26 protein-coding genes are annotated in these 25518 nt (G+C 56.3%); 15 read left to right on the forward strand and 11 right to left on the reverse strand.

What is annotated here, in order from left to right:
- Nucleotide 1 precedes the first annotated feature (1 nt).
- Nucleotides 2-577 carry a TetR/AcrR family transcriptional regulator gene (locus PAT9B_RS09355; RefSeq protein WP_013509014.1) on the reverse strand — a complete coding sequence of 192 codons (576 nt, stop codon included), beginning with the start codon at nt 575-577 and terminating at the stop codon, nt 2-4.
- Between the two features lie 166 nt (nt 578-743).
- Here PAT9B_RS09355 and PAT9B_RS09360 point away from each other — a divergent pair, with 166 nt between their 5' ends.
- The 8 genes from PAT9B_RS09360 (at nt 744) to PAT9B_RS09395 (ending at nt 7882) form a co-directional block, all read left to right on the forward strand.
- Nucleotides 744-1448, forward strand: a complete 705-nt coding sequence (locus tag PAT9B_RS09360; RefSeq protein ID WP_013509015.1) for a pirin family protein — start codon at nt 744-746, stop codon at nt 1446-1448.
- A gap of 246 nt (nt 1449-1694) precedes the next feature.
- On the forward strand, nt 1695-2477 hold the full coding sequence (locus tag PAT9B_RS09365; protein ID WP_013509016.1) for an SDR family oxidoreductase: 783 nt from the start codon (nt 1695-1697) through the stop codon (nt 2475-2477).
- On the forward strand, nt 2477-2854 hold the full coding sequence (locus tag PAT9B_RS09370) for a nuclear transport factor 2 family protein (protein WP_013509017.1): 378 nt from the start codon (nt 2477-2479) through the stop codon (nt 2852-2854). Before PAT9B_RS09365 ends, PAT9B_RS09370 begins: the two co-directional genes overlap by 1 nt.
- Nucleotides 2855-2871: 17 nt before the next feature.
- On the forward strand, nt 2872-3723 hold the full coding sequence (locus tag PAT9B_RS09375; RefSeq protein ID WP_013509018.1) for a fumarylacetoacetate hydrolase family protein: 852 nt from the start codon (nt 2872-2874) through the stop codon (nt 3721-3723).
- Nucleotides 3720-4943 (forward strand): DUF3500 domain-containing protein, encoded by a 1224-nt coding sequence (locus tag PAT9B_RS09380; RefSeq protein WP_013509019.1) that lies wholly within the window; start codon nt 3720-3722, stop codon nt 4941-4943. Before PAT9B_RS09375 ends, PAT9B_RS09380 begins: the two co-directional genes overlap by 4 nt.
- 222 nt (nt 4944-5165) lie before the next feature.
- On the forward strand, nt 5166-6500 hold the full coding sequence (locus PAT9B_RS09385; protein ID WP_013509020.1) for a hypothetical protein: 1335 nt from the start codon (nt 5166-5168) through the stop codon (nt 6498-6500).
- Between the two features lie 12 nt (nt 6501-6512).
- Nucleotides 6513-6899 (forward strand): RidA family protein, encoded by a 387-nt coding sequence (locus tag PAT9B_RS09390; RefSeq protein WP_013509021.1) that lies wholly within the window; start codon nt 6513-6515, stop codon nt 6897-6899.
- Nucleotides 6900-7060: 161 nt separating this feature from the next.
- Nucleotides 7061-7882 carry a DUF2218 domain-containing protein gene (locus tag PAT9B_RS09395; RefSeq protein ID WP_013509022.1) on the forward strand — a complete coding sequence of 274 codons (822 nt, stop codon included), beginning with the start codon at nt 7061-7063 and terminating at the stop codon, nt 7880-7882.
- Nucleotides 7883-7965: 83 nt separating this feature from the next.
- Here PAT9B_RS09395 and hpaI read toward each other — a convergent pair whose 3' ends face one another.
- The 7 genes from hpaI to hpaD form a co-directional block, all read right to left on the reverse strand.
- Nucleotides 7966-8730, reverse strand: a complete 765-nt coding sequence (gene hpaI / locus PAT9B_RS09400) for a 4-hydroxy-2-oxoheptanedioate aldolase (RefSeq protein WP_013509023.1) — start codon at nt 8728-8730, stop codon at nt 7966-7968.
- Nucleotides 8731-8737: 7 nt separating this feature from the next.
- Entirely contained in the window at nt 8738-9541 is an 804-nt protein-coding gene (gene hpaH / locus PAT9B_RS09405) for a 2-oxo-hept-4-ene-1,7-dioate hydratase (RefSeq protein WP_013509024.1), read from the reverse strand.
- A gap of 2 nt (nt 9542-9543) precedes the next feature.
- On the reverse strand, nt 9544-10419 hold the full coding sequence (locus tag PAT9B_RS09410; RefSeq protein WP_013509025.1) for a fumarylacetoacetate hydrolase family protein: 876 nt from the start codon (nt 10417-10419) through the stop codon (nt 9544-9546).
- A 120-nt stretch (nt 10420-10539) separates the two neighbouring features.
- Nucleotides 10540-11586 carry an amidohydrolase family protein gene (locus PAT9B_RS09415; RefSeq protein ID WP_013509026.1) on the reverse strand — a complete coding sequence of 349 codons (1047 nt, stop codon included), beginning with the start codon at nt 11584-11586 and terminating at the stop codon, nt 10540-10542.
- Between the two features lie 35 nt (nt 11587-11621).
- On the reverse strand, nt 11622-12908 hold the full coding sequence (locus tag PAT9B_RS09420) for an FAD-dependent monooxygenase (protein ID WP_013509027.1): 1287 nt from the start codon (nt 12906-12908) through the stop codon (nt 11622-11624).
- Nucleotides 12909-12933: 25 nt separating this feature from the next.
- Nucleotides 12934-14160: an MFS transporter gene (locus PAT9B_RS09425; protein ID WP_013509028.1), complete on the reverse strand. Its 1227-nt coding sequence runs from the start codon at nt 14158-14160 to the stop codon at nt 12934-12936.
- A gap of 61 nt (nt 14161-14221) precedes the next feature.
- Nucleotides 14222-15235 carry a 3,4-dihydroxyphenylacetate 2,3-dioxygenase gene (gene hpaD, locus PAT9B_RS09430; protein WP_013509029.1) on the reverse strand — a complete coding sequence of 338 codons (1014 nt, stop codon included), beginning with the start codon at nt 15233-15235 and terminating at the stop codon, nt 14222-14224.
- Nucleotides 15236-15659: 424 nt separating this feature from the next.
- On the opposite strand from hpaD, the gene PAT9B_RS09435 reads away from it, so the two are divergent.
- From PAT9B_RS09435 to PAT9B_RS09455, 5 genes are all read left to right on the forward strand, one after another.
- Complete coding sequence (locus tag PAT9B_RS09435; protein ID WP_049792205.1) at nt 15660-16625, forward strand: alpha/beta fold hydrolase; 966 nt, start codon at nt 15660-15662, stop codon at nt 16623-16625.
- Between the two features lie 77 nt (nt 16626-16702).
- Complete coding sequence (locus PAT9B_RS09440; RefSeq protein WP_013509031.1) at nt 16703-17443, forward strand: response regulator; 741 nt, start codon at nt 16703-16705, stop codon at nt 17441-17443.
- A complete protein-coding gene (locus PAT9B_RS09445) occupies nt 17440-18741 on the forward strand; it encodes an ATP-binding protein (protein WP_013509032.1) in 1302 nt (433 codons plus the stop codon). Before PAT9B_RS09440 ends, PAT9B_RS09445 begins: the two co-directional genes overlap by 4 nt.
- Before the next feature lie 170 nt (nt 18742-18911).
- Nucleotides 18912-19670 (forward strand): alpha/beta fold hydrolase, encoded by a 759-nt coding sequence (locus PAT9B_RS09450; RefSeq protein WP_013509033.1) that lies wholly within the window; start codon nt 18912-18914, stop codon nt 19668-19670.
- 19 nt (nt 19671-19689) lie between these two features.
- Nucleotides 19690-20877: a cytochrome c biogenesis protein DipZ gene (locus PAT9B_RS09455; protein WP_013509034.1), complete on the forward strand. Its 1188-nt coding sequence runs from the start codon at nt 19690-19692 to the stop codon at nt 20875-20877.
- 99 nt (nt 20878-20976) lie between these two features.
- Here PAT9B_RS09455 and PAT9B_RS09460 read toward each other — a convergent pair whose 3' ends face one another.
- On the reverse strand, nt 20977-22395 hold the full coding sequence (locus PAT9B_RS09460) for an aldehyde dehydrogenase family protein (RefSeq protein ID WP_013509035.1): 1419 nt from the start codon (nt 22393-22395) through the stop codon (nt 20977-20979).
- A gap of 108 nt (nt 22396-22503) precedes the next feature.
- Between PAT9B_RS09460 and PAT9B_RS09465 the strand changes: the two genes are divergently transcribed.
- On the forward strand, nt 22504-23397 hold the full coding sequence (locus tag PAT9B_RS09465; protein ID WP_013509036.1) for a LysR family transcriptional regulator: 894 nt from the start codon (nt 22504-22506) through the stop codon (nt 23395-23397).
- 270 nt (nt 23398-23667) lie between these two features.
- The gene (locus PAT9B_RS09470; protein ID WP_013509037.1) at nt 23668-24567 is read left to right on the forward strand and encodes a diguanylate cyclase; all 900 of its coding nucleotides are present in this window, start codon (nt 23668-23670) and stop codon (nt 24565-24567) included.
- 1 nt (nt 24568) lies between these two features.
- Here the strand turns inward: PAT9B_RS09470 and PAT9B_RS09475 are convergent, their stop codons facing one another.
- Together PAT9B_RS09475 and PAT9B_RS09480 are read right to left on the reverse strand one after the other, a co-directional pair.
- Nucleotides 24569-25030: an RES family NAD+ phosphorylase gene (locus tag PAT9B_RS09475; protein ID WP_041525784.1), complete on the reverse strand. Its 462-nt coding sequence runs from the start codon at nt 25028-25030 to the stop codon at nt 24569-24571.
- On the reverse strand, nt 25027-25470 hold the full coding sequence (locus PAT9B_RS09480) for an antitoxin Xre/MbcA/ParS toxin-binding domain-containing protein (protein ID WP_013509039.1): 444 nt from the start codon (nt 25468-25470) through the stop codon (nt 25027-25029). The genes PAT9B_RS09475 and PAT9B_RS09480 overlap by 4 nt, the downstream gene beginning before the upstream one ends.
- Nucleotides 25471-25518: the final 48 nt, after the last annotated feature.

A 25518-nucleotide genomic window follows, 5' to 3' on the forward strand; every position in this document is an offset into this window, starting at 1 on the left:
CTTACTGTTGTGCAACGTTAATATTTACCTCGTTGATGATACCGTCAAAGAACGGCACAAACGCCGGGATGATCTCGCGTTTTTTCATACAGCGACGGATGATAATGCCATCAATAATCATCGACAGCACATATAAGCGGGTTTGAATCACACTGGCGTCTTTATTCGGGTAGAGCGACTTCTCCTGCGCAATAAAATTGTCTTTTAACGTTTGCCAGGCATCGCTGAGAATGGCTTTGATCCGCGCATTGCGCATCGCTTCTGACGACACCTCCATTAATAAAACAATACTGTTTTCCAGCTCACTCGGCACCAGATCAGCAGAGATCAGCGGCAGGTGTTGCTGCACGTCAGAGGTGGCAATCTGTTCAAGATCTTTTTTCAGCATATCTTTTAAACGCTGCACCACATTCAGTACCAGCGCTTCAATGATCGACTCTTTATTCGTGAAGTATTTATAGATTAACCCCACACTAATATTGGCCTGGCTGGCAATATTTTGAATTGACGTCTGATGAAAGCCTTTTAATCGCATGCATTGTTCAGCGGCGTCAAGAATTTGATCTTTGCGGTTCATGATGACTGGCCTGCGGAAAATAAAAGGTTATTTTACGCAACTTCGCCCGTGTTGACTAATTATCTATTGTCAAAAATTTTGACGTAAGCCAGCAAATCGACCTACTGGTGTGGACGCCTGCCTTCTTTATCATGGTGGCATCAAACCGCATTCACGGAGACTGACCATGAACCTGTTACGCGCACAGCGCGACCAACTGTTTGAATATGGCCCTTTCACCATTCGCCGCCAGCGCCCGGGTGAAGCCTTTGGTCCGCTGGCGATCATCGACCAGATGACACTCAAAACCGGGGCGCAGGTGCCGATGCACCGCCATCAGAACGATGAGATCTTCACCTATGTCTGGCGTGGCTCTTCTCAGCACCAGCATGAAAATGGTGAACGTACTCCGTTGAACGCCAAACGCGTAATGGTGGTCAGTGCCGGTGATGGCCTGCGTCATGAGGAGTCCGCGCCATTGATCGACACGGAAATGTTGCAGGCTTATATTCGTCCGGCGCAGGAAGGTGGCGCAGGCCGTGTCCAGCAATTTACCCGATCCGAGGGTGCGGCGCTGAATGCCTGGACGTTACTGGCCGGGCCTGAAGGCAGTGATGCGCCACTGACACTGCGCCAGGCGGTGTATGTCTACGACCTGAAACTGGAACGCGATCAGCAGTTGGCGATCCCGCAACGCGAAGGTTTTGCCGTTTGGGTCACCTTGCTGGAAGGCGTGGTGCGGGTCGGTGATCAGCGTCTGCACCAGGGGGATGCCATCAGCGATGCCGTCTCTCTGCCAGCAATACGCGGCGAACGTGACGCTACGTTGATCGCTTTCCTGGTACAGGCCGATGCCCCCGCCGTGATGAGCGGCACGGTCAGCGGGCAATAAGCAAGGGTGCGCATGCAGGCGCACCCTTAAAATCCCTATATTTATCAATCATCCCGGGTCGGCATTGAGGCCGACCTGACCGCATTCCACACCCTCGCTCATTTTTCACATCTTGTTAACGATCCGTGACCCGCCTCTGAGTTTTGCCAGGCGGAGCCGTGCAATATTCTGACATATCGTAATACTAGATATATCTAATTATTCGTTATCGCACACTCATCAACGCAATGTTTTCCGGGAGCAATCATGGATCTGGGCATTGGTAACAAACTCGCTTTTATCTGTGCATCGTCGCAGGGGTTGGGCCTGGCGTGCGCGCAGGCGCTGGCGGCGGAAGGCGTGCATGTCATCCTGAACGGGCGCAATGAGGCCAAATTGCAGCAGGCCGCGCAGCGTTTGCGTGAGCAGCATCCTGCGGCGCAGGTCAGCTATATCTGCGCGGATTTAACCAGTGCCGCCGGGCGCGATACCATCCTCACGGCGTTGCCCACCATCGATATCCTGGTCACCAACAATGCCGGGCCGCAACCTGGCGCGCTGGCGGATTGGCAAGCTGCGGCATTGCGCGAGGCGATGGAGGCCAATTTTATTCCGGCTATTCAACTGATCCGCGCCTGGTTACCCGCCATGCAGGCGCGGCATTTTGGCCGCATCATCAACATCACCTCGGCGATGGTCAAAACCCCGCACTACATGATGGGGCTGTCCACCTCGGCACGCGCGGCCCTGACGGCAATGTGTAAAGCCATCAGCCAGGAAGTGGTGCGTGACAACGTCACCATTAATAACCTGTTGCCGGAGCGTATCGACACCCCGCGCCAGGAATTTATGCTGCAACGGCTGATCGCCAAAGAGGGCATTAGTCGCGAACAGGCGCGGGAGCGCAATGTGCAATCCATCGCCGCCCGGCGCTATGGCACGCCGGAAGAGTTTGGTGCGGCCTGTGCGTTTCTGTGCAGCCAGCAGGCTGGATTTATTTCGGGCCAAAATTTACAGCTGGATGGCGGCTCTTATCCGGGGTTGATCTGATGAACGACACGCGTGCGGAATTACTTGAGTTTGAACAACAGCGTCAGCAGGCGTTAATCCACGCCGATCTGCCGCGACTGGAGCGCATGTTGGCCGACGATTTAGTGCATATCCACAGCACCGGCCTGGTGCACAACAAAGCGCAATTTCTGGCGCATGTGCAACGCATGGGCGGTTTTGTCGCCATTCAGCGTGATGCGCCCGATATCCGGCTGGAAGGTGATATTGCCATCCTCAGCGGTGACACGCGCAACCGGGTACGACGGCTGGAAACGGGAGAAGAGGCGGAGCGCTACGGTTTCTCGACGCTGGTGCTACGCCGCACTTCCTCCGGCTGGCAAATTTTGCTCTCGCAATTAACGCCTCATCAGGTCTGACAGCAAAGGAAAACAACATGAAACTGGTACGTTTTACCGAACAGGGCCGCACACGTATTGGCAAGGTCGTGGGTGATCAGGTGATTGACCTCTCCGGGGTGCCTGGCGTGAGTGGTTCGATGCGCCAATTGCTGACCAGCCTGGCGACGCTGCGCCCGCGCCTGGACGCGGTCCATAGCCCGGCGTTCGCCCTGTCTGCGGTGCAACTGGAAGCACCGATTCAGGATGCGCAGAAATTCCTTGGCATTGGCATGAATTACCGTAAACACGCTGAAGAGGCGCGTCAGGCGGGGATTCCGATCCCGGAAAGCCAGCTGTGGTTTAACAAACAAGTCTCCTGCATTAATGGCCCCTTCGCCCCGGTGGTGAAACCGGCCGCCAGCGAGAAAATGGATTACGAAATCGAGTTGGGGGTGGTGATAGGCCAGCGCTGCCGCCATGTCAGCGCCAGCGATGCCGCCAGCGTGATTGCGGGGTATCTGATCGTCAACGATGTGTCGGCGCGAGACTGGCTGCACAAATCGCCGACCTTCACGCTGGGCAAATCCTTCGACACCCACGGCCCGATTGGCCCGTGGATCACCACCGCCGATGAGATCCCCGATCCGCTGCGGCTGGAGATGAAGCTGTACGTGAACGGTGAGCTACGCCAGCACGCCGACAGTGGCGACATGATTTACGACATCTACGCGCAGATAGCCTACCTCTCAACCGTGATGACACTGGAACCGGGCGACATTCTGGCGACCGGAACACCTTCCGGCATCGGTGCACCAACCGGACGCTTCTTGCAGCCGGGAGATGTGATGCGGCTGGAGATTGAAGGTCTTGGCCATATTGAAAATCCGGTGGTTGAGGAACGGTTATGACCAGCCAAAATTTTCGCGATTATCTGATGCCCAACGATGCCGAACGTATCGGACTGGCGCGCGGGGTTGATCTGCACACCTACGGCGCACGGATGCTGGCAACGGAAAAAGCCCAGAAACTCAAAGCTCACTGGCAGGCGATGCTGGATGAAACTTTTCGCGGCATTACCCGCGACGGCGAGGTGCAGCCCGATCTTTTTACCTTGCAGGATGAAGGTTTTGCGTCAGATGAGGCGGTGAGGGCGGCGCAGGCGCTGTTTGCCACGCTCGATCGCACCCGCCAACAACAGGTGAGTTATGCCATAGATGCGCCGCAGTGGCGCGCCTGGTACAACCCGGAGATTCCGTTCAATGATTACGGCGTCCGGTTGGATGAAACCACCGCCGCTACCCATGAGGCATTCTGGTCACTGTTGCGTAGCTGTACCAGCGCGGCGGGTTTTACCCGGGTGCAGCAGGTGATGGATGCTAACCATTTTCTCGGTGAACTGTACGATCTCACCCACATTATGAACCGCTGGAGTTTCCATTTTCTGCTGTTTGGCACGCCATCGACCACTCAGCCATGGGGCTGGTCGATTTACGGTCATCATGTGGCGTTTTGTTGTTTTATCGTCGGGCGGCAACTGGTGATCGCCCCAACTTTTTTTGGCGTCGAACCCAATGTGATTGCCCGTGGTGATGCCAGCGATTGTGTGTTGTTTCGCGCAGAGGAACAGCTCGGTCTGGCCTTGATGCAATCGCTCAGCGCCCGTCAGCAACATCGCGCCACGATTTATCAGTTAATGGAAGACCCCGCCATGCCTGCTGATCGTTTCAACTTTGCCGATCAGCGGCATCTCGGCGGCGCGTTTCAGGATAACCGGGTGATCCCGCTGGAAGGGGTGTGCGTGGCGGAGTTTACCCCGGCACAGCGTCGGCAAGTAATGGCGCTGGTGGCGGTGTTTCTCGGTTTTCTACCCGATGCGCCCCGCGCGGCGCGCCTGCAACAGATTGAGGCGCATCTCGATGATACCTGGTGGAGCTGGATTGGCGGTTGTGGTGATGACGATGTGTTCTATTACCGGCTGCAAAGCCCGGTAGTGATGCTGGAGTTTGATCATCACAGCGGCATGTGGCTGACCAATGAAGAACCGGCGCGCTTCCATATCCACACCATTACCCGGATTCCCAACGGAAACGACTACGGCAAGGCGTTGTTGTCGCAGTTGCAGAAGTAAGCTCAGGCGCAACGCCTGAATTCCTGTCGTACCGGGTGACGTCGTTCTGCCCGGATAACCCACAGCGTCCGTTAACCGTTCCCGGCAGGGATTTCGGACGGCCTCGCTGTGTCCCAAATTGGTAGCGGCGCGATTTATCGCGCAGTTATCTTGCCGCTTTTGAGAAAAATCTGCGCGATAAATCGCGCTGCTACACATCATTAATGACGAGGTTATCAGGCAATGCATGTTCACAAAAAAGCCAAAATTGCTGCATTAACCGTAGTGCCTCTGGCGTTGTTCTGCGGTACTTGCTGTGCGGAGGCATCACCTGCAACAGACTCCGACAGCTTTAATGACTGGCTCGCACAAGGCAACATCTCCGGCGAGCTGAAAACCATGACCTTTTTTAAAGAGTTCAGCGGTACTCAGGTCAATAAACGGACCAGCTCGGCGGGCGGTGATATCCAGTATCGCAGTCCTGAGATTGGCGGTTTTAGCGCCGGGGTCGGGGTCTATGGCGCTTATAACCTCGGGCTGAATCCTTCCGACCCGGAACGTACTGAAATCTATCTGCCGTCGGAAAATACCACGGTACTGGGGAAAGCTTTCCTGCGCTATCAGGGGTATGGCTTTGATCTCCAGGGAGGACGTTTTGGTCTGGATACGCCGTTTGCCAATGAAGGCGAAGGCTGGACCATGATCCCGGCGTTGTATCAGGGGTTCGGCGGCAGCTATGCCTTTGATGAAAAAGGTGATCTGAAACTGAATGCGTATCGCATCTACCGCTTCAAACCGGAAAGTTCCGACCAGTTCGGCAAAGGCGATGCCGGTAATCCAGAAATCGAGGACACCAGCATGCCGTCGGTGGACAGCGACGGCTTCACTACGGTGGGGCTGCGCTACGGTCAGCAGTGGAATACGGTGGCGGAAGCCTGGTACTACAACTTCGATAAACGCGCCCAACTCGGCTACGGTGGGGTCCAGCTACCGGTTTCAGCGTTGAAATTCGGCAACTGGACGCCGTACTGGGGCGCGCAGTATCTGCATGAATGGGATGCCAGCGACCAGGCGTATCCTTATCACAATATCGATACTGACCTCTATTCGGGGCGTATCGGCATGAAAACCCGCAATCACGATCTGTATTTCGCCGCCACTTATGTGCCGCGCAAAGATGATGCCTTCCTCAATGGCGGCTTCTTCGCCCCCTACAGCTACGGGATTTATGATCATACCCCGCTGGAGAGTGGGCAGCCGCTGGTGTCGATGGTCACCACCAACCAGCCGGGCAAGGCCTTTGCCTTACGCTATGCCTACCATGATGAAAAGTATCTTGGGGTGTTCGGCGTGACGCGTTTGGAGCTGGAGGATTCCAGCGGGATCTACTATCCGTTACCGGCGGAGAACATCAACGCCGCCTTTATGATCCTTGGCTATAACCTCACGCCGCGTCTGCATCTGGAGTTCGAATTTGACTACGTCCATTCGCCCAATGAGGTGACGGGGAACTACCATGCGGAACGTCTGCGCCTGGTGTATCGCTTTGGCGCGAAAATGGCCGATGATGATTATTAATCAGGAGATGATATGAGCCGTCGCGAAAGTATCTATATTGACGCCTTCCCCCATGCCAATCCGATCCCGGCGGCGTGTCGGGTAGGGGCGATGTTGTATTCCGGGGTGATCTACGGACGTGACCCGCAGACCCAGCAGGTGCCCGCCGATCTCGCTCAGCAGTGCGCGCTGATGTTTAGCCATATTGAAAGCATCGTCAAGGCAGCGGGGGGCACGCTGAACGATGTGATCAAGGTGACACTCTGGATGCAGGACAAATCGCAGCGTGAGGTGGTGAATCACTTTTGGCTGGCGGCGTTCCCGGACGAGAACTCGCGTCCGGCGCGCCATGCGCTGGACGGGAACTTCAGCGGTAATACCTTAATTCAGTGCGATTTTATCGCCGTCCTCGATCGCTAATCCCTCATTGCGGGCAGTGATTGTATCTGCCCGCACCTTTCTCTATATTCCCTGTTCAACGGAAACGATTGCTGTAACGACTTGGACTATGTCGGAAATTTCGATATATTTAAATTCAGTGATCATTGTGTGGTTATTCGGACAACTGCGTGGGGGCAGTCATGGTTGGACAAAGCGAATTGGATACGCAGCCTGCGGCTGGCAAAACGGGTCGCCGGGCGCGCGCTTTCGATTACGGCGAGTTGCGCCTGCTGTTGCTGGCGATTATCGCCAAACAGCCCAGCCACGGTTATGAGCTGATTCATGAAGTGAATGAACGTCTGGGCGGCACCTACAAACCCAGCCCTGGCGTGCTCTATCCGGCGCTTACCTGGCTGTACGATCGCGGCTACGCCGAAATCGATTTAGAGAAGGGTGGCCGTAAACGCTACCGCATCACCGACGAAGGGAATGCATTCCTCAGCGCCAATAAAACCGTGATTGATATGCTGGTGGCGCGCGTGGTGCCCAAGGCGCAGGGGCATGGCAAGTCGCCGCAGGCGATTGTTGAGGCGATGGATCATCTGAAACGTGCGCTCAGTCTGCGTGCCAAAATGGAGCCGGTGGCGGATCAGGTGGTCACGCGTATCGGGGAGATTATCCATGTTGCCGCCAACCAGATCGAAGCGTTGCTGAATGCGCCCACTTTAAGCGCAGGGGCGGCAAAATGTGTGGCGGATATCGTGACGCCGAATGGCGAGCGTTTTCTGCGCCGCCTCGGTAGCCACTTTCAGCATCGCACGCCGGTGGTGATGGATGAGAACAGCGGCCATTTTCGCATGAGTATGGGCGAAGTCCGCATGGAAGTCCTGGAGGGCATTTTTCGCGTCACCCTCACCGCGCTGAATGAGGAGAAGTTGACCGAGATGCAGCATATTCTGGTGCGTCATCTGGAAGAGGCTGCGGTGCGCGAAACGCTGGAAGTGATATGGCAGCCGGTTTAAGGTAAAAACCGCGCGATAAATCGCGCCGCTACCGAAATTTGCCCGGTCCGTAGCGGCGCGATTTATCGCGCAGATCAGTGCGGCTAACGAAAATCCGCCGCCAGTGCTGAGGTGGCTTTCACCAACAACCCGACATCGCTGCCCACCGCCACAAAGGTCGCGCCCAGCGCCAGATAACGGGCGCAAAGCGTTGGATCTGCGCTTAATATTCCCGCCGCTTTGCCATGTGACTGAATACGCACCAACGCCGCTTCAACCACGTCCTGGACTTCCGGCGCACCCGGCTTGCCGGGAAACCCCATGTCTGCTGCCAGATCGGCAGGCCCAATAAATACGCCATCGACCCCGTCGGTCGCCGCAATCGCATCCAGCTGCGCCAGCCCGGCACGACTCTCCACCTGTAGCAACAGGCAAATCTGTGCATTGGCGGTGGTGAGATAATCTGGCGTGCGATTAAAGGCCGAGGCCCGTGCCAGCGCTGCACCCACACCGCGTATGCCGTGCGGCGGATAACGCACCGCTTGCACCAACCTCTGCGCCTGTTCGGCACTTTCCACCATGGGGATCAGCAGCGTCTGCGCGCCAATGTCCAGCAACTGTTTGATCAGCCAGGGGGCATCCATTGGCGCGCGAACTACCGTATGGGCCGGGGAAGCGGCCAGGGCCTGCAACTGTTGCATCAACAGCGGCACATCATTAGGGGCGTGCTCGCCATCCAGCAGCAACCAGTCAAACCCGGCCCCGCCACAAATTTCGGCGCTGTAAGGGCTGGCGAGCGCCAGCCACAGGCCAATTTGCGGCTGTTTGTTGTGTAGCGCCTGTTTAAAACCATTGATGGGTGCGGACATCGTTACCTCACGCAAAGTAGCAGCTGACGGAACCGTGGCGGCCATAGTCAGCATGAATGGTGTCACCATGACGGGCTTCAATCGGACGGATAAACGAACCGGCGAGGACGATTTGCCCGGCGGCAAGGTGGTCACCATAGTGCGCCAGCCGGTTTGCCAGCCAGGCAATACCGCGTGCCGGATGGTTCAGCACGCCGGCACCCAGCCCGGTCTCCTCGACGGTGGCATTGCGTGCCACAATCGCGCCCATCCAGCGCATATCGACATTTTCTGGCGCGAACAACTGGCTGCCTAATACGATGCCTGCATTGGCGGCATTATCAGCGACGGTATCGACGATAGTGCGCGCTTTGCCGCTGGCAGCATCGCTACGCACGATGCGGGTATCGAGGATCTCCAGCGCCGGTAGCACATAAGCGGTGGCGGCCAATACCGCTTCAACGTCCACGCCTGGCCCGCACAGTGGTGCGTTGAGCACAAAGGCCAGTTCCGCCTCGATACGTGGCTGGATAAAGCGGTCAGCCGGGATGGTGGCCCCGTCATCAAACACCATGTTGTCGAACAGCACGCCGGAATCAGGGGTGTCGATATTCAGCGCGTACTGCATCGCTTTGGAGGTCAGGCCAATCTTCCAGCCAATCACCTTCCGGCCACCCTCAATTTTTTGTCGCACCCACGCCTGCTGCACCGCATAAGCGTCATCCAGCGTCATCTCCGGGTAGCGCAGTGACAGCAATCCGGTCTGGCTGCGATGGCGCTCGGCCTGATCCAGCGCCGCGACGGCGGCTAACAATTCGCTCTGGCTTAACATGGTTACACCTCATCCTGAACGTGGTTGCGCAGGGTGCCGATGCCTTCAGCATGCACCTCAATCACATCGCCAGGCTTCAGCCAGATTGGCGGTTCGAAACGCGCGCCCGCGCCCGTAGGGGTGCCGGTAAAAATGATGTCGCCAGGATTGAGCGGGATAAAGGTCGAGATATAGGCGATGATCCAGCTAAATGAGAAGGTCATGTTGCGGGTACGATCGTCCTGACGCAGCTCGCCGTTAACATAGGTGGTCAGACGGATATCGGCGATCTGCGCAGCATCGGTAAAGGGCACCAGCCACGGGCCAATCGCGCCGGATCGATAGAAGTTTTTGCCCTGGGTGACATTGAATTTGCTGTGCCGCACCCAGTCACGCACCGTGCCTTCATTGCCGACGGTGATAGCGGCGATATGGTCTAACGCTGCATTTTCGGCGATGCGGCGGCCAGATTTGCCGATCACGATCACCACTTCACCTTCGTAATCAAGCTGTGCGCTCTCGGCAGGGCGCAGCAGCGGTTGCTGATGTCCGGTGAGTGATTCAGGAAAACGGACGAACATCGACGGGTAATCCGGTGCGCTCTGTCCGTCTTTATATTCGGCGTTGCGGTTAGGATAGTTGACACCGATACACAGAATTTTGCCCGGTTGCTGAAGCGGCATCTCAAACTGGATTTCGCTCAGGGCATAATCCACCGGCAGGTGTTGCGCTTCGGCGGCCAGCGCGGCGAGGGCGTTATCCGCGATCACGGCATCCAGTGTCGGCCAGCGATCGGCAAAGTGCCGCGTCAGGTCAATCACGCCAGCTCCACTGACTAAACCATAAGCATCTACCTGACCTTGTTCGGCGGAAAAGCGGATAAATTGCGGTCGTTCCACGGGGTTTCTCCCTATTTTGGCAAAAATGCGGCGAGCAGAAGCCCGCCGCTCCCAGCATGAAGGCTGAGCAGTTTTCAAGACACAGGAGGGTTTACGGCGTTGACGCAGCGCCGTGGCGCGTTATGCCAGGTTAAACATGCGCGCGGCGTTACCACCCAAAATGTTGGCTTTGTCTTCGGCGCTGATATCCAGACTCTCAATGGTTTCAATGCCTTTGAAGAACCAGTCCTTACGGATCGGGTAGGAGCTGCCGTACAGGATGTTTTTGCCGCCGATCACCTTCACCGCCGCTTCCAGCTGCGCTTTACCCCATTGCGGCGCGCCGGAGGTATCGAAGAAGATGTTGTTGCTCAACTGCGCGCGCAGGTTGCCCGTGCCGGTCTGGAAACGATCCACTGCATCGTTAAACTGATGTTGTGGCGGTACCAGCATATCGGCGAAGGCGTAGAACGCGCCGCCCAACATGGAGTGGATAAAACGCAGATTGGGCAGCTCATCAAACATGCCGCTGAACAGCTCGCGACCGACCGCTGTTGCCTGATCCACGCAGCGCCCAAACTGGCGACGTTGGTTGGTGTAAGGCAGCACCGAGTTGAAGTCCACTGGCAGCGGGGTGTGGTGGACCACCACCGGTACCTTAAGATCGTTGAGGAACGTCAGGTACGGACGGAAGGCCGGATCGTCGAGATAGATTTGACCGTAGTGCGCCACGATCTGCGCGCCACGGAAACCGAGTTGATTCAGGCAGCGATCCACTTCGCGCAGGCAATCGTCGGTGCCCCACGGTGGCACGACCGCCAACGCGGACATGCGGCCTTCGCTGCGCTTCACGTATTCCGCCATACGGGTGTTGACCTCTTTACAGGTCTCCAGATCCAGCCACTCCTGCCATACCGGCAGACGGAAAATGGCATGGTCGACCCCGGCTTTCTCCATATCCGCCAACTGGCTTTCCAGCGTGTATTGCCCTTCGGCATAGTTCAGGTTAACAAAGCCTTTCGGCTGCTCGATGATCAGCTGGCTCAGTTCCTTGCCTTCAATTTTCTCCACGCGGGTGTGCACGCCATACTGTTTTGGCACGCAGTCGAGAAATGAATTCAGCAGTTTCTTGTCAGAAAACAGCTCGCCCGGCAGCCAGTGCATGTTGGCATCGATAATCTTGCTCATAGTCAGTTCCTTTCTGTCTCAATTAAGGGGGTAAATTATTTTTGGGTGGCAAAAACCGATTGGTATTTCGTCGGTTGGTCGGTCTCTTTTTCTGTCGGGATGCGCATACCGGCTTTGGCGTGGTACTCGCTGAAAATCGACAGGGCTTCTTCGTGCGGGAAGATTTTTTCAATGTCGTCGAACGGTTTACCACCGCTGCGTTCTTCGACGATACGGCGCACCACTTCCGGGCCTTCACCGCGTGATGCCAGCACCAGCCAGTTCACCTTCTCGCGGCGTTCCAGCTCGTAGGCTTGCAGCGCGGCGACCGGGTCGGCGATGCTGGCCAGTTTTTCGGCGATGACGCGGGCATCAACAAACGCCTGACAGACGCTGTTGCCACCGCGCGGATACATGGCATGAGCCGCATCGCCGAGCAGGGTGATACGGCCAAATGACCATTGCGGTAACGGGTCATGGTCGATCAGCGGGAACAGGTAGCATTCACGGGCGTTGCGGATCATGGCGCTGACATCGATAAAATCGAGCTGACAGTCGTCAAACACATGCTCGATCTCTTTGACGCCAGTCTCCTGGTTCCAGTCTTCTTCGCTTTGTGGCTTCTCGTCCTGTTCAATCACCCAGTTCACCAGCTGATTACCTTTGCCATCGACGTTGTTCTGGATCGGATAAACGATCAGCGTGCCCTGACGAATCGGATCGCCAATATGCAGAATGCTGCCGCCGGTTTTGAACGGAGGCATCACCGTGACGCCGCGATATAAGGTCAGACCGGAGAAGTGGCTGCGGGCAGATTCCGGCAGCAATTTGCTGCGCACCACCGAACGAATGCCGTCGACGCCGATCACCACATCCGCGCGCACGCTTTGCGGCGCATTAGGGTTGAGACGGGTATCGAAATGTACGGTGACGCCGCTGTCGTCCTGTTCGAAATGGCTGCAACGGCAACCGAGGGTGATGGCGTCCGCGCCCAGGCGTTCCTGCACCGCTCGGTACAACATCATTTGCAGATGGCCGCGATGGACAAAGCGCTGGTCATATTCGTAACCCATATGCTTGCCGCACTGTTCAGCGAAAATCTGCTGGCCGTAGCCGGTATAGAAAATGGATTCTTTGGCCTCTACCGAGATGTCGACAAACGCGTCATACAGGCCCATTTCGGTGATTTCTTTCACCGCGTAGGGTTTGATATCCACGCCGACGCCGAGTGGTTTGATTTCGGCCACGGCTTCAAACAGGCGCGGGCGAAAACCCTGTTGATGCAGACGTAGAGCAGCAGCCAGGCCAGCCGGGCCAGCACCAATGATGACGATATCCAACATAATGACTTCCTCTTGTTATTCAGAGTTAACTGTGGCTTTTCAGGGTATTAGCTTTGAGATCGTGACCGGTCTGACGCTGTACATCGCGCAGCCAGATCGGCAATCCGGCGAGGCAGACGACCAGTCCGCCAATCACCAGCAGCGCCAGCGACTGTGGGTTGTCACTGTTCTGCGCGGCGATAAACAACGGTGGGCCTAAGAACACGCCGACCAGCGTCAGTTGGGTGATCAGGCCGCTGGTGGCCCCGATGCTTTCGCGTGACGGCGCGACCACCGGAGCCAGTGCCCACATGCCCACCAGCAAACCGCTGCCGAACATAAACAGCCAGGAGGCACCGATGGAGAACATAAAGCCGAGCGGCAGAGTGAAAATCGCCAGTGCGGGCGCACCGGTCAGCACCAGGCCCACCACACCAATCGCGGCGGCTTTGACGCCCCGATTCAGCAGTGCGCCAACCATCAGGCAGCCGATGCCGTTACACACCATCGCCACCACGTTCCAGTGGGCAACTTCCAGCAGCGGCACGCTGTAGCGTTTGGCGAGATACGGGGCGAGGGTGGAGATAATGCCGGTTTGCAGAAAGGCATCGGCACCGAAGGAAATCCCCAGCAGATAGATCAGCGGGCTGCGCAGTACGGAACGTAAACCGCGGGTACGGGAGAACTGCGCTTTCTCTTCAGGCGTGCGGCGCGGCAAGCTGACGGTCGCGACAAACGCCAGGGCCAGCGTCAGGACTGAGTGCGCCAGAAAGGCCGCGCGCCAGTTGCCAAAATGGTCAGCCAGCCCGGCAGAGAGGAACGGCAGCAGAAAACTGGCAGGCACAAAAGTGGACCACAGTGCCATCGCCATATTGCGCTGTTTGCCGGTGGTGATACGGATCAACAAGGTCACGGCGGCCACGGCAGTTAATACATAACCGATGCCGGTAACGATGCGCCCGGCCAGCAGCAGATTAAAGGATGGGGCGGCGACCACGCAGACATCCCCCAACACGATCACCACGGCCCCGATCAGCAACACCACCCGGTCACCGGCGCGGTCGACGATGTAACCCGCCAGCAGTGCGCCGAGGGCCACCATCAACGACGGCAGCGACATGATCAGGCCGATCTGGCTGTGTTCAAAGACATGAAACTCTTGCGCAATCGAACCCAATTCCGTTACCGCTTCGCTGACGGTCATTGCTGCCATCACGCCGAGTGCGTAGGCAACCAGAATCCGCACCAGCGGGTTTTGAATAAATGTACTCACGATCCATTCTCCCAATAGCTGATTTCACACAGGATTTAGCGTTATGGCCTGATGCAGGCGCTTAGCCATCATTAGCAAGGGCGAGAAAGCGCTCCAGCGTGGGCGGATCGATCGGGGTTTCCGGCTGAATGACCGGCACGTTGGCGAACGGTGTCGCTTCGGTAAACCATTTATTTTGTGCCGGGAGTCCCCACTGGTCGGCACGTTTGGGATCGGCCAGATTCCAGCCGAGTGCCGGTTCGATGTCGATATGTTGGTAGTGGGTATTAAACAGTTCGATACGATGCCCATCGGGATCGCGGAAATAGACGAACAGGGCACCGCTAATGCCGTGACGGCCCGGACCACGCTCCAGTTGCGGTGCGTAGCCGAGTGCGCCAGCGACATCGCAGGCGCGGATCATGTCGTTGGTATCGGGCAAGGTGTAGGCAAAATGGTGCAGGCGTGGCCCAGGTCCCTGGGTGAAGACGATGTCGTGAGGATTGCCTTTGCGTTGCAGCCAGATGCCCCACAGGTGCTGATCTTGTTCCACCTGCGACCAGGTATATTCACTGACACGAAAACCCAACGGCTGATAAAACGACCACGCCTTACGCACGTCGCTGGTTTGTAACTGATAGTGGTCGAGGCGCTGGGCGCTGGCTCCACGATAGTGCTGATAGTTTTTCAGCATGCGTTCACAGGCATCCATCGAGGCACATAATTCCAGCGGCACACCAACATGGTCGGTCACATGCAGCGTTAAGCCCTGAAAAGGCACCTCAACGATGCGTGTCTCCTTGCCCTGCAAAGCGAAATATTCTTCTGCTTTATAGATATCGTCATCGCAACGAACGCGCATCCCGATGCGGGTGCAGTGGGTATCGCTGGCCTTTTTCAACACCAGGCTGTGATGCCCACGTTCCTCTAATCCGCGCAGATACACGCTGGACGCATCCTCATCACTGACCACCAATCCGATTAAATCGGTATAGAAGCGCTTGCTGACCTCAAGGTCGCGAACGTTCAGGACAACATGACTGGCACGCGTCACGTTGAAAGGTGGCTCCAGAACCAACTCATCGATCTGTGGCATGGGTATGTTCTCTCTTTCAGATAAAAGGGGTACCGCTCAGTGTTGTTGTAATAAATTTAGATATATCGTGTTAATAGATATATCTCATAACTTCACGGCGATTGGAGATCGAGCGCACAGATCGGAGGGAAAATTTTCGCGGCGCGATAAATCGAATAATGCCAGGTTCGGTAGCGGCGCGATTTATCGCGCAGGTTTTTGCCGCATCAGGTGAATGAACGCGCGATAAATCGCGCCGTTACGGGGGCAAGGGGATTTGTATCGCACTGTATCTGCCTCGCTCACCAATACATCGCGAGGCAAAAATCCGCCCAGGCAGAAACAAGCCCTATACATCGGGGTGGTGTAATTCAGGCGTTGTCACTTACACCTCAAATTTTCTGGAGATACCGCCATGTTACGTAAATCACTGTTAGCTACCCTGATGACCGCGACTGCACTGTTTGCTACCACTGCTGCGGTGGCTGCCCCGACCGAGGCCGATTACGCCCAGGCATTCCACACCATCCACCAGGTAAAAGCCGGTGTGTTGAATGTCGGTTATGTCGATATTGGCCCGCGTGATGGGCAGCCGGTGATTCTGTTACACGGCTGGCCCTACGATATCCAAAGCTATGCTCAGGTTGCGCCACAGTTGGCAGCACAGGGCTATCGCGTGATCGTGCCTTACCTGCGTGGTTACGGTTCTACGCGCTTTCTCTCGGCCAGTACCCCGCGTAACGGACAGCCCTCAGCACTGGCGGCTGACACCGTGGCATTGATGGACGCATTGGGGATCAAACAGGCGGTATTTGCCGGGTTTGACTGGGGTGCACGCACGGCAGATATCGTTGCGGCGCTGTGGCCGGAACGGGTGAAATCGCTGGTTTCTGTCAGTGGTTATCTGATCAGCAGCCAGGCGATCGGCAAAAAACCGTTGCCGCCTCAGGCCGAACTGCAATGGTGGTATCAGTTCTATTTCGCCACCGAACGTGGTCGTGAAGGCTATGCGAAAAACACCCATGATTTCGCCAAATTAATCTGGCAGCAGGCGTCGCCGGGCTGGAAATTCAGTGATGCGACCTTTAACCAAAGCGCGCAGGCGCTGGATAACCCGGACCAGGTCGCCGTGACGGTCAGTAACTATCGCTGGCGTATCGGGCTGGAAGCGGGTGAAGCGAAATATGCCGCTTATGAGCAAAAGTTGGCAACGCTGCCGGTGATTAGCGTACCCACCATTACCATCGAAGGGGACAACAATGGTGCACCGCATCCGGCTCCTTCCGCCTATCGGGCAAAATTCAGCGGCAAATATGAGCATCGCACCTTTAGCGGCAATATTGGTCATAACCCGCCCGCCGAAGACCCACAGGATTTTGTGAAAGCAGTGGTCGATGCGGCAAAAATGTAATTTTGTGGTAATAAGTTATTGTCAGGCCGGTATTTTATTACCGGTCTTTTTTGTCTTCGCCCTGGCAGGAGGTTGTTTTGGAGCACATTGATCACATCCTGGTTGTTGATGATGACCGGGACATCCGCGAATTGATCACCGACTATCTGATGAAATCCGGCTATCGCGCCACCGGTGCTGCCAATGGCCGTGAAATGCGTGCCGTGCTGGCGGCGAATGCGGTGGACCTGGTGGTACTGGACATTATGATGCCCGGCGATGATGGTTTGACCTTGTGCCGTCAGCTGCGCAGCGATCCACAGCGCAACCTGCCGATTTTGATGCTGACAGCGCGCAGTGAAGACAGCGATCGCATCCTCGGGCTGGAAATGGGCGCGGATGATTATCTGATCAAACCGTTTGTCGCGCGTGAATTGCTGGCCAGGATCAAAGCGATTCTGCGGCGTACCCGCGCGTTGCCGCCTAACCTGCAAATCACGGAAACCGGTCGCCTGATTGCCTTTGGTGACTGGCAACTGGATACCTCGGCGCGGCATCTGCTGGATAACGACGGGGTGATTGTGGCGTTGAGCGGGGCGGAGTACCGTTTGCTGCGGGTGTTTCTCGATCATCCGCAGCGCGTGTTGACCCGTGACCAGTTGTTGAATCTGACCCAGGGGCGCGATGCGGAGCTGTTTGAACGCTCGATTGACCTGTTGGTCAGTCGTTTGCGTCAACGGCTGCGCGAGGACGCCCGTGAACCGGCCTACATCAAAACGGTGCGCAGCGAAGGCTATGTGCTGGCCGCGCCGGTCACCATTAAAGAGGTGAACTTATGACGCTCTGGCCGCGTTCGCTGCTGTCGCGTCTGGTGTTGATCGTGCTGCTTGGGTTGGTGCTGGCGAACGGCATGACGGTGGTCAGTCTGATGATTGAGCGGATGAGTAGCGCCAAAACGGTGATGCTGGGTAACCTTGAATACGATGTTGCCACCAGCGTAGCGATCCTCGATCACCTCTCCCCGTCAGAGCGTCCCGCCTGGCTGGCAAAGCTGGCACGCGGCAATTACCGCTACGCGTTATCGGCCGGGCAGCCCGGTCCCTGGCCGGATAGTTGGCGCGCGCGCGATGCCATCCGCTCGCTGCAACAGACGCTCGGCGGGCAGTATCCGCTGACCTTTACCAATGTACCTGGCCCGCGCCTGCATATTCAGGCGCATATTACTCTGCATGATGGCGCGCCGTTGACGTTGGATCTCTGGCCGCGTATGCCTGCTATCGCCCGCTGGTTGCCGGTGGTGTTGTTTGCGCAATTGATATTGCTGGCCGCCTGTGCCTGGATCGCGGTGCGCCAGGTGGTGCGGCCTTTTATGCGTTTCACTCAGGCGGTTGAGGAATTAAAACCGGCCAGCGCCCGTGCCAGCATCATGCCGGAAAATGGCCCGGCAGAGGTGCAGCAAGCCGCGCGCGCCTTTAACGCCATGCAGTTGCGTATTCAGGATCATTTGCAGGAGCGGGCGCAGATACTGGCGGCGATCTCCCACGATCTGCAAACCCCCATCACCCGGATGAAGCTGCGCGTAGAAATGTCGGAACAGCCCGAACTGCGCGACAAATTGCTGGGCGATTTAGACAATATGAGCCGCCTGGTACGCGAGGGCATTGATTACGCCCGCTCGGCGCAGATACCGGATGAGACGCCGCACCGGGTCAGCCTCAATGCGTTTCTTGATAGCATCGCCTGTGATTATCAGGACGTCGGCAAAGCGGTCAGCTTTTCACCCTGCACCGGGCCGGATAATTTCAGCATTCGTCAGCAGGCGTTGCGACGCATCATGACTAACCTGATTGATAATGCGCTGAAATTTGGCCATCAGGCTGAGGTCGAGCTGTTAAAAATGGCGGATGGCGGCATGAAGATTCATGTGCGCGATAACGGGCCAGGTATCCCGGAAGAGGAGCTGGGGGCCGTGCTGCAACCCTTTTATCGGGTGGAAAGTTCCCGCAATCGCCATACCGGCGGTACCGGGTTGGGGCTGGCGATCGCTTCGCAATTAGTCAATCAGATGGCCGGTAGCCTGACATTAAGTAACCGTGCACAGGGCGGGTTGGATGTGGAGATTTTCTTGCCGGGCTAAAGCGCGAGCTGCAACTTTGTAGCGTTATGTATCAACGCCACTTCCCGACACGCAAGGCGACAAAAACCGGGGGTGGTGGAAACAGCGTGAACACATCTGACGGGTTAAATACACCCACTGCCAGATGACGCAGTGGCTAATTTCACTCAATCATGTTCACGAGGTTTCTGATGAAAACGTTTCTGTTAAGTACACTCGCTGCTGTTACCTTGTCCGCTTCATGTGCTGCTCTCGCGGCACCGGTCAACACCGTGGTACTGGTACACGGCGCTTTTGCCGATGGTAGCAGCTGGAACCGGGTGATCCCGCAACTGCAATCTCACCACCTGAAGGTGATTTCCGTTCAACTCCCGCTGACCTCGTTACAGGATGATGTGGCCGCCACCCAGCGCGCCATCGCACGCGCATCAGGCGATGTGGTGCTGGTGGGACACTCCTGGGGCGGTACGGTGATCACCCAAGCCGGGAACGATCCGCATGTCAAAGGTTTGGTGTATATCGCTGCCTTTGCACCGAACGCCGGACAATCAACCGGTGACCTGGCAGGCAGTTTTCCTGCCCCGGCGGGTAGCGCAGATATCGCCAAAACAGCGGACGGATTCCTCTATTTGCCTGCGGCGACGGTGGCGAAGGACTTTGCCGAAGATAGCCCGGCTTCGCAGCAGAAAATCCTGAGCGTGACCCAGGGGCCGATCCGCGCCGCTGCCTTTGGTGACAAAGTCAGCCAGGCGGCCTGGACGCAAAAACCGAGCTGGTATCTGGTCAGTCGCCAGGATCGCATGATCAATCCCGACCTGGAGCGGGCGATGGCGCAGCACATTCATGCGCACACCCGTAGCGTGACGGCCAGCCACACCTCAATGTTGAGTCATCCTGGCAGCGTCGCGCAGATCATCACTCAGGCGGTCGACAGTAGCAACGCTCAATAACCCAGCGGGGGGAATATCTATGTCATTCATTATCGCGTTTCTCGCTGGGATGCTGACGCTGCTGAGTCCCTGCACCTTGCCGGTGATCCCCTTGGTGTTTGCCAGCGTTCGTGGCAAAAAAGGGCAGATGGCAGCCTTGCTGGTGGGGATGGTGCTGGTCTTCACCCTGATATCGCTGTTGATCTCGGTCGCCAGCAACTGGGTAGTGCAGGTGACGCAAGCGGGCCGCTGGCTGGCGCTGTTGTTCCTGGCACTGACCGCCATCACGCTGCTCTCCACGCGGGCAGCACAGATCATCACCGCACCCTTGATGCTGTTGGGTAACCGAATCAATGATGCCAGCCATCGCCGCAGCGGACTGACGGCTGCCTTGCTGGCGGGACTGGCGATTGGCATGTTGTGGTCGCCCTGTGCCGGGCCGGTATTGGGGGCGATTCTCAGCCTTGCCATTACGGCTAAAGATCCGCTTTCGCCAGGCGTCTTGCTGATTGCCTATGGCAGCGGCTGTGCGCTGATGCTGGCGCTGCTGTGGTTTGCTGGACGGGGATTGCTGACCCGTCTGCGCCTCGGGCTAACGGTGATGGCACGTTTGCGGCAGGGCGCTGGCGTGTTGATGCTGGCTTCCGTGGTGTTACTTGCCAGCGGCAGACAAGGGCTGGTGCAGGCGGGACCGCAACTGGCACAGAATCTTGAGCAACGTCTGAGTCACTTTCTGCCAACAAGTGCACCGAAGATCACTCCGGTGCCGGTGGTTGAACAGACGCAGAGTGCATTCCCCGGACTGGCGGGGGGAACCGGTTGGTTCAACAGCGCACCGCTCAATCGGGCGGATCTGCAAGGCAAAGTCGTGCTGATTGATTTCTGGACCTATGACTGCATCAATTGCCAGCACACGCTGCCGCATGTGCGTGACTGGGCGAAGAAATATCAGCAGGATGGCCTGACGGTGATTGGTGTCCACACCCCGGAGTATCCATGGGAGCGCGATCCGGCGGCGGTAGCGCGTGCCATTAAGCAGTGGGGGTTGTCGTATCCGGTGGTGGCCGATAACAATTACGCTATCTGGAACCGTTTCGGCAATATGTACTGGCCAGCACATTACATTTTCGATGTTCACGGGCAACTGCGTTACACCGCGTTTGGTGAAGGGGATTATGCCGGACAGGAAAAGGTGATTCAGCAATTGTTGCAGGAGGCGAAGGCCTGATTGGGCACATTTCGTAGCGGCGTGATTTATCACGCCGGTTTTTCCGCCACAGCACACGGAATTGCGCGATAAATCGCGCCGCTACGACAAATTCTGTTATTAAGCGATGGTCAGCGCCCGTGACTCCAGAAACGCCGTAATCCCGGCTTGTCCCATCTCGCGGCCGATGCCCGAACAACGGAATCCGCCAAAGGGGGCGCGGGGTTCATGTGCCAGAGTATTGATCATCACTCTTCCGGCCAGAATCTGTTCAGCCACGTTGCGGGCATGGGTTTCATCCGCGCCAATCACCAGCGCCGACAGACCATATTGGGTGTCATTGGCGATGGCGATCGCTTCCTGTTCATCACGATAGGTCAGCATGCACAGCACCGGACCAAAGATTTCGTCACGCGCAAGCGTCATGTCATTGCTGACATCGCTGAACAGGGTGGGTTTAACATACCAGCCGTGCGTCAAAGCCGCAGGCCGCCCAGTGCCACCGGCCAACAAACGCGCCCCTTGTTGCTCACCCAGCGCAATGTAACGCTGGACGCGTTCCCACTGGCGCTGATTGATCATCGGACCGATGGTCGTGGCTGCGTCTGAAGGATCACCGGAAGATTGGCGTTGCACTGCGGCGGTCAGTTCACGCTCAAACTCGGCTTTCCGTGCTTGCGGCACCAGAATCCGGGTACCGGCGATGCAGGCCTGCCCGCTGTTGATAAATCCTGCCTGTACCGCCAGCTCGGCAGCAGAGCGCGCGTCGGCATCGGGTAAAATCAGCGTTGGGGATTTCCCTCCCAGCTCCAGCGTAACGCGTTTAAAGCTGTCTGCGGCATTGCGCAGAATCGCTTTGCCGGTCTCGGTCGATCCGGTAAAGGAAATTTTCGCCACATCGGGGCTGGTACTGATGGCGTGGCCGACACTGGCTCCGCGTCCGGTAACGATGTTGAACACGCCGGGCGGCAATCCGGCGCGATCCAGCGCCCGGGTCACCACGTCAGTTTGCCAGATGCTGAACTCACTCGGTTTAATCACCGTGGTACATCCGGCCGCGATGGCGGTCGCCAGTTTATGGCAGATAAACCCGGCGTTGCTGTTCCATGGCGTGATCAGACCGGCAACGCCCAGCGGTAACATCTGCACCGTGGCGCGTCCCGCCTGCTGCACAAAGGGGTAGGCGCGCAATTCGGCCATCACCTGTTGCACTACCGCTGCCGGATACGTCGCCATCCATTGCGAACGTGAAGCGGGCGCGCCATATTCTTCGCGAATGGCATGATGTAACTCGTCTTCGCTTTGTTGCAGGACTTCGACCATGTTCGCCAGCAGTGCCAGGCGATCGGCGACACTCAGACGAGAAAAATCGCTAAAAGCGGCTTTGGCCGCCGCAATGGCGTGTAACGCATCGGTTTCATCTGCCAGTCGGGCTGTACCGATAACGCTACCGTCAGCAGGTTTGATAATATCCAGCCACTCGGTGCCCGCCGGGGTGACAAAGCGGCCATTAATATAGATGTGTTCGAAGGTGCGCATCTGGCGGTTCTCCTTATTAAGCGGGTAGGCAGAGCAAGGTAGCACGCGAGCATTGGCGCTATAATCCGCCTTAGCCTGCAAAGGGTATTGCGTCTGACGGAATAATCGATGAATCGAACCGGTATCAGTGAACTTGAAATTATGCTGGCCGTCGCGCGTCGCGGCAGCTTTAGCGGGGCAGCCAGTGAGTTGGAAATCTCACCTTCGGCGGTGACCAACGCCATCGCGGCACTGGAAAAGCGGCTGGGGGTGCGGCTGTTCAACCGGACTACGCGCAGCGTGGGGTTAACGGAAGCCGGGCGGCGTTTTACCCTGAAGATCGCCCCGGCGGTGGAGGTGATCCGCAGCGCATCGGAAGAAATTGCCAGTCAACCCGCCGATCCGGCCGGTACGTTGCGTCTTAATGTGCCGCCGGAAAGCTGTGCGCTCTGGTATGACGAAATTCTGCTGCCGTTTCTCGCCCGCTATCCACGAATTCGTGCGGAGATCCACAGCCAGAAGGAGAAGGTGGATATTGTTGCGGCGGGCTTTGATGCGGGTATCCGTCTGGCGGATGATATCCCGGCAGATATGATTGCGGTCAAACTGACACCACCGTTGCGCATGATTCTGGTGGCGTCGCCCGATTATCTCTCCCGTTGCGGCACGCCTGAGCAGCCACAGGCGTTGCACGAGCATGCTTGTATTTGTATGCGCATGGCTGATGGCAGCATTTATCGCTGGGAACTGAGTCATCAGCAACATAGCTATAAGGTGCAGGTTGAGCCACAGTTGATTGTGAACGATCTGGCTTCGGCACAGAAAGCGGTCACCGGGGGATTGGGCATCGCCTGTATGTCAGAGCGTCATGTGGCGGCAGATGTGCAGGCTGGCAGGCTGGTTCAGTTGATGTCTGAGTGGCAGGTCAATCTTGGCGAGCTGTGTCTTTACTATCCGGGTCACCGACTGGTGCCCCCGGCGTTAAAAGCGCTCACCGGGTTTGTCAGAGAGCGGTTGAGATAAGTGCGCGCATCATGGCGGTGCGCCGACATTTCTTTACTCATATTTAGCCCGAATATTTAACAACTCATCGCGCTGATCGACAAATAAAACATTGGCGAAAAGGTTTTATTTATTCCCCGCGCCGAAGATCAGCAACTTGCGTGATAAAACTGTTCTCTGATCATAAAATTAAAAATTAGTCACCAGGATGATTCTTTTTTACAAAAACAATCAAATCTATAAGGTGGGTTTTGTAAGCTTGTCCATAGTTTTAAAAATCCTGGAGGAAAAATGCAACGAACTATTTATGACATTGAAGTCGATATTGCCAGCTTAAATCACGCTATCAAAAACCACTATGAATGGTCAAATCGGTTACTGGAAATCAGTTTATTTGGCGGTAATTTTGATAAGTCATTGGCAGACCCACATTCACACGGCTATTGTGACTTTGGTAAGTGGATCGATGCCATGCTAATTAAGTATAATTTTAATGACAATGATCTCTTACGCATCTCCGATAGCCATATAAAAATGCATGATGCGGTCAGGGAAATTATCACAGCGATCAATGCGAATAGCTTTACCCATCCCCAGCTGGAGGAATATTTTCAAAAACAGAAAAGCTTCCTCGATGCGCTCGACGGCTACAAGACGCGGCTGCTGGCGAGCCGCAGTAGCTACGATGCGCTTACCGAACTACCGATGCGCAGTAAATTGATCAGTGATTTTGAACGCTTGCAGCAGCGTTGCGCCCTCACCGAACACACCCTCTATGTCATTATTCTCGATGTCGACCACTTTAAAACAGTGAATGACCAATATGGTCACAATGGCGGTGATACGGTGCTGAAAGGTCTGGCGCAGTTGCTGCTGGAGACCATGAGGAAATGCGAAAAATGCTATCGCTATGGTGGTGAGGAGTTCGTTATTTTAGTTGAAGCGCCATGTCTGGCTGATATCAAAAAACTCGTTGAACGCTTAATGAAAAGAATGCGTAATGAAACCTTTTCCTATGAACACCACATTATTAATGTCACCGCCACCTTTGGTGTTGCGCCGGTGCGTGATGACGGTTCACTGGAAAGAAGCATCGAGCTGGCGGATAAAGCCATGTATCACGGCAAACAACATGGTCGCGATATTTGTATTTATAATCATAATGAGGAAATGGGGGTGCTGTTTAAATAATTCAGCGTGCAAAACGCGCATCGAAACGAAAGGGGATTTCTACCGCATTTTTAACCAGAGCCGTAAATTGCGGATGTTCCGGATTGAGCAGGTAATTAAATTCTACCGGAGACAGCGCGCTGGGCACGCGTAATGCGACTGACGCCTGGCTGTCGATCCAAAAATCACCAAACTGGCGCAGCGCGGCGGGTGCCTGCGCTGCGGCCCAGTCCTGCGGTAATTGCGCAGCATCAATCCATTGGATCATCTCGTCCGGGACGTCGATGCTTAACAGCGTGAAGAAATCGAGAATGCTGGCGCTTTGCAGATGAATGAGGGTTTCCAGCATGGTAAGCGAGGCGGTCTCGGAAGCGTAAACCATTGAGACACCGATGCTGTTCCAGCGCCCGCCACCTTCCCTGGCACCGTAGCCGCTCCAGGCTGAACTGAGAAAGCGGGTTTTGGTCATGCGGTATAACTTCACGAATAGACACCATGCTCAAGGCGGGTGATCAGTTTCAGTACTTCATACGCGCCGGTTTCAGACGAGACGATATCGCCCGGTTTCTGATTCCCGAGGGCGCGCGCCGGTTCATTCAACCATTGCAGCGCTTTTTCCCGGTCGCCTTCAAACAACTCCACCGCGCGATCCATCACGCGGATAAAGCGTACCAGGCGCTCGCTTTGCTCCGAGGTAAAACGGTTTTTTAGCCCACGGGTAAAGGTGGTACCGGGAATGCCGGTCATATGGCGCAGATCAGCCTGCGTTATTCGCGCCCATGACACGATGCGGCTGGCAACGGAACCGTCGAGGCCCGCATCAATCTGGCCCATCAACTGCACGCCATCTGCGCTGGTTAGCCCGGCAAACTGCCACAAACGTTCGGGCGCGGCAGGGGTGGCCGGGAGTGTGAATTGTTTCATCGTACACCTCCATTTGGTTAATTCATTATAACCATATGGTGATGGAGT

Origin of the sequence: Pantoea sp. At-9b (assembly GCF_000175935.2) — a bacterium.
Lineage (GTDB): Bacteria > Pseudomonadota > Gammaproteobacteria > Enterobacterales > Enterobacteriaceae > Pantoea.